Source organism: Luteolibacter sp. (genome assembly GCF_058122085.1).
Window position 1 is genome coordinate 1 of the sequence record NZ_JBIKBQ010000208.1, and the last position, 4017, is coordinate 4017.

The window sequence follows — 4017 nt, forward strand, 5'->3', positions numbered from 1 at the left end:
TCCGTCGACCTTTGAATTTGTTCCTTGGAACAGTTTCACGATTCCTGCTGGCTACACGTATCTTTATGTCAACTGGTACGATTATCGGGGTGACGTGGAGCCAGTGCAGCGCGACTTGTATCGCCCTCATTATTATTATATTGCGAACCTTAATGCCGACAGCATTCATTCGCTGCGTGATGCTTCGGGCAATTTCGATGCCGTGGCTGGTTATTCACTGTTCAAAACGGCGGCTGTGCCTGAGGGGGGTGCGTCTATGGCCCTGATCTTTTTGGCTCTGGGCGGTTTGGGTGCGGCCCGTCGTTTCTATGGTCAAGGGGTGCAATAAGACTGATTCAGTCTTCTTGACGACGAGGGGTGCGGATTTTTATCTGCACCCTTTTTTTGTGTGAGGAGGGGGAGCCTCCGGTCTTGGGCATTCGGCCGGAGCGGATTTATTATCTCTCCTGACGCTGGAAAATCTTCAGGGAGGCCGCTGGGCCGTGGTTTTTTTAGCAACAGGCCAATCCGACGACGTAGATGACTTTGGTGAGCAGATGACACAGCTGGTCGGTCTGGAAACTGATTTTTTTCTCGATGCGGAGTGCGTCAATCAGCCAGTGCAGGACGAACTCGGCAAGTCCCAGCCAGCCGCAGCCGGTGATGATCCAGACGAGGCCGGCGTGAATGGCGGCGTGGGCACTGAGGACATAGATCCAAAGGAATGGTGTGGGGGCGTCCTCATGGGGGGCGGCCAAGTGCCGGTTTTTGGCCCGCGCCATGAAGTCGGTCTGCCATGAATAATCAGCGAGGGCATGGCCGATGGCGAGTGCGCCCATGATGGCGAACCAGCTCTGCGGGCCGTCTTGCAGTTGCCACCAAATGTCCATGGATGGCGAATCTAGACTGTTCCGAAGACCGCGCAAGAGCGGCTCTTATGACCGCTCAGGGTGCGGGGTACGCGGTATGCGCGATATTGTTTCCTTTGTTGATGCGTCGTACGGCGACGACCCATGGTTCCCCTTCGCGGGGCTCTCCGCGGGGCCAGTCATAGCCTAGGACGCTAATGCTGACATTGCCGGCTCCGCGTGGATCCATGGGCCCTCGTCGACCAGCCACCAGGTGTGCGGGGGAGAGAGTGATACCACTGAGGCGGGGGCCTTCTCCTTGTTTGTTGGTGTAATCGAGGGAGGTGATGCGGCCGAGCCAGACTGCTTCGGCGCGCCCGCGCGGGTTGGTGTCTGGCCCGGTCGATCCAGTCTCTTCTAAGGCTTGAATCTCCTCTCTGATGCCGGCCAGCCACCGTCCTAGCGATGGGTCGGCGGTGAGGCGTTGTTCGGCCTGCAGACGGTCATTGGTCTTGTTGATACGCCAGAGCAGTGCCGCCGCGCCCATCACCAGTATCATCAGGCTTCCGGCCGCTATGATCCAGCGAGGCAAGGAAACAACGGGGCGGGGAGGCAGAGGACGGGCAACGGGTCGGGGCATCGCAGAAAAGATGTTCCATGCACGGCCGTTCCCCCCGTTGCAAGCATGGATTTGCCGGGAGTCAGTCAGAAAAGCCTGTGGACAAGCCGCTACGTCGCTGCAGTGGGAGGGACTGATCGGAAATCGGGCAGCCGACGATCCTCAAATGACAAGACGGCGCCGAGAGGCCAAGGGATGATCGATAACACGAAAAACCCGGCCGCGGGAACCGGGCCGGGTTTGACACTGACATGGATAAAACTGGCGTGAACGTCCGGGAGGACTCGGTCAGGCCGTGGGCCGTGAGCCTAGGACCTGAGCCGTGATGGTTACGGAGGAGTTGATCCGCTGTTGCTATTCGAGCTCTTTTTACCGCTGTCCCATGTTTTGATATTGTCTTCCCATGTGGATGGGTCTTTGTCTTCGCCTGCGGAGAAGACGAGCACGCCTTGGTAGAGTTTGGTGGTGGTGGACGTGGTGTCTGGGTTGTCGATGTCCTGACTGTAGTCAGCGTCCATGATCACGTAATATTCTTCGCTCCAGGGGTCGACGATACTGATCAGGTCGCCTGACGATTTCAGACCGAAGCCGCCGCCTTCTTCCACGGGTTTCAAGTCTGGCAGAAAGCGAATTTTCTTTGGGTTCATGGCTTCATCGGTACCCATCAAGGTGCCGGTGAGGATTTCATCGGTGCGCACTGGCGTGACTTCGCCGCCGGAAGCATCTCCTGGGAGCGGGTACTTCGAATATTCCGTGTAGTAGTTTTTCACGGAATTGACCAGTTGGACGGCCAGGGTGCGGGCCTGTTCACGCTTCATCTTTTTGAAGATGGAGCCGAACGATGGCAGGGCCACGCCGGCCAGCAGGGCGATAATGGCGACCACGACGAGCAACTCCACCAAAGTGAAGCCGGAGCGCCGGGATAGCAGGGGGAGCGGGGTAGTTTTCATCAGGTGAATCAATGCAGATTTGATACAAAGCCGTTTTCTTCGGCGTGGTGCGAGGTTTTTCCAGCCGTCTTACAAATGCTAGGGAATTTTCCTCTATTTATCAAACAAATTTTGTGGGTATATTGTCAATACATGCCCTATTCGGCGGCCGGATTGAGTTTCCGGTTGGCTGCATTGGATTCGCGTCGCTGGCGGAAAAAGTCGCGGAGGAGCATGAGTGATTCATCGGCGAGGATTCCGGAGGTGATGTCGCAGCGGTGGTTGAGGCTCGGGTGCTGCAGCAAGTTCAGCAGGCCGCCCGCGGCTCCTGCTTTGGCGTCGGGGCAACCAAAGATAACGCGACGCAAACGGGCGTGGACGATGGCTCCGGCGCACATCGGACATGGCTCTTTGGTGACGTAAAGATCGCATTCGTTCAGCCGCCAATCGCCAAGGGCGGCAAACGCCTGAGTCATGGCCAGCATTTCGGCATGGGCGGTGGCATCCCGCAATAATTCCACCTGATTGAAGGCCCGGGCCAGAATCTGGCCGTCGCGGACAATGACCGCCCCCACCGGAACTTCTTCTGCCTCATACGCTCGTGCCGCCTGGCGCAACGCTTGAGACATGAAAAAAGCATCGCTGCCCAGATCGATCATGGAACTTTCCTCGGTCATGCTTTTATCCTGCTCAGAAGCCGTCTTTCGGCACTCATCACTTTCGTGCTTTTTCGCGGGCAATGCCATCATTGTTCGCGTGGGGATTTGCGGCGTCTTTCGTTTTTTGAGGGGGTGATGGGTGTTCTCGCGGGGGTGGGGTGACAGTGTGGTTATGGAGAGAGTCTTTCGATGCGCCAGCCCGATGGGGCGGCCGGGTCCTGGGTGTAGCGGATGCGGTCGTGGAGCCGGCTGCGGCGACCCTGCCAAAATTCCAGAGTGTCGGGGACGAGGCGGTAGCCACCCCAGTGGGCTGGGACGGGCACCATTCCTTGCGGAAATTGTTTTTCGAGGGCGGCGAATTGATGTTCCAGCCACTCGCGGCTGGGGAGCACGGAACTTTGGGGCGAGGCGTGGGCCCCGAGCTGGCTGAGGTAAGGGCGGGTTTGAAAATACGCTTCGGTGTCGGTAAAGGTCGTTTTTTCCACGCGGCCGCGCACATGGACTTGGCGTTGCAGCCCGGCCCAGAGGAAGGTGGCGGAGACGTGCGGGTTGGACTCGATGTCGCGCGCCTTATGGCTGTCGTAGTTGGTGAAAAATGTCAGGCCAGTGGCGTCGAGTGCTTTGAGCAGCACGGTGCGCGTTGACGGTCGTCCTTCTGGCGAGACGGTGGCCAGCACCATGGCATTGGGTTCGATGAGTTCGGCGGCGCGGGCTTCAGCCAGCCAGATGCCGAATTGGGCGAGGGGAGTCGGCTCGACAAAGCGTTCGTCTAGCTCATTCAGGGCGTAATCGACGCGCAGGGCGGCGAGAGCTTGGGCGTCCAGCGGGGCGGGAGTGGGCGAGTCAGTCATGGGTGGCGGTGGAGATTGGGGCTTGAGTCTGGGGCATCCGTACCGTAGACCGGCCGTATTACAATGCACCCGCATCTCGAAACTGTTCTTTTTGATGAGACCACCATCCTGCATCGTCTTGACGAGCTGGGA

The 4017-nt window shown here is 58.4% G+C and carries 6 protein-coding genes; 1 reads left to right on the forward strand and 5 read right to left on the reverse strand.

Features of this window, described 5'->3' with window-relative positions; all coding sequences use genetic code 11:
• Positions 1-328: hypothetical protein (locus tag AC4DF4_RS18660; protein ID WP_490049603.1), on the forward strand; the 328-nt coding region annotated here is incomplete at its 5' end.
• Positions 329-491: 163 nt separating this feature from the next.
• Here AC4DF4_RS18660 and AC4DF4_RS18665 read toward each other — a convergent pair.
• The 5 genes from AC4DF4_RS18665 to pdxH form a co-directional block, all read right to left on the reverse strand.
• Positions 492-869 carry a DUF3307 domain-containing protein gene (locus AC4DF4_RS18665; RefSeq protein ID WP_490049604.1) on the reverse strand — a complete coding sequence of 126 codons (378 nt, stop codon included), beginning with the start codon at positions 867-869 and terminating at the stop codon, positions 492-494.
• Between the two features lie 55 nt (positions 870-924).
• A complete protein-coding gene (locus AC4DF4_RS18670; protein ID WP_490049605.1) occupies positions 925-1419 on the reverse strand; it encodes a hypothetical protein in 495 nt (164 codons plus the stop codon).
• 356 nt (positions 1420-1775) lie between these two features.
• Positions 1776-2396: a type II secretion system protein gene (locus tag AC4DF4_RS18675; RefSeq protein ID WP_490049606.1), complete on the reverse strand. Its 621-nt coding sequence runs from the start codon at positions 2394-2396 to the stop codon at positions 1776-1778.
• Positions 2397-2533: 137 nt separating this feature from the next.
• The gene (tadA, locus tag AC4DF4_RS18680) at positions 2534-3124 is read right to left on the reverse strand and encodes a tRNA adenosine(34) deaminase TadA (RefSeq protein WP_490049607.1); all 591 of its coding nucleotides are present in this window, start codon (positions 3122-3124) and stop codon (positions 2534-2536) included.
• 80 nt (positions 3125-3204) lie between these two features.
• Complete coding sequence (gene pdxH, locus AC4DF4_RS18685) at positions 3205-3885, reverse strand: pyridoxamine 5'-phosphate oxidase (protein WP_490049608.1); 681 nt, start codon at positions 3883-3885, stop codon at positions 3205-3207.
• Positions 3886-4017: the final 132 nt, after the last annotated feature.

Coding starts and splice junctions, on each gene's coding strand:
- AC4DF4_RS18675 (WP_490049606.1), bottom strand. CDS start 2,396: ATGAAAACTACCCCGCTCCCCCTGCTATCCCGGCGCTCCGGCTTCACT.
- AC4DF4_RS18665 (WP_490049604.1), bottom strand. CDS start 869: ATGGACATTTGGTGGCAACTGCAAGACGGCCCGCAGAGCTGGTTCGCC.
- tadA (WP_490049607.1), bottom strand. CDS start 3,124: ATGATGGCATTGCCCGCGAAAAAGCACGAAAGTGATGAGTGCCGAAAG.
- pdxH (WP_490049608.1), bottom strand. CDS start 3,885: ATGACTGACTCGCCCACTCCCGCCCCGCTGGACGCCCAAGCTCTCGCC.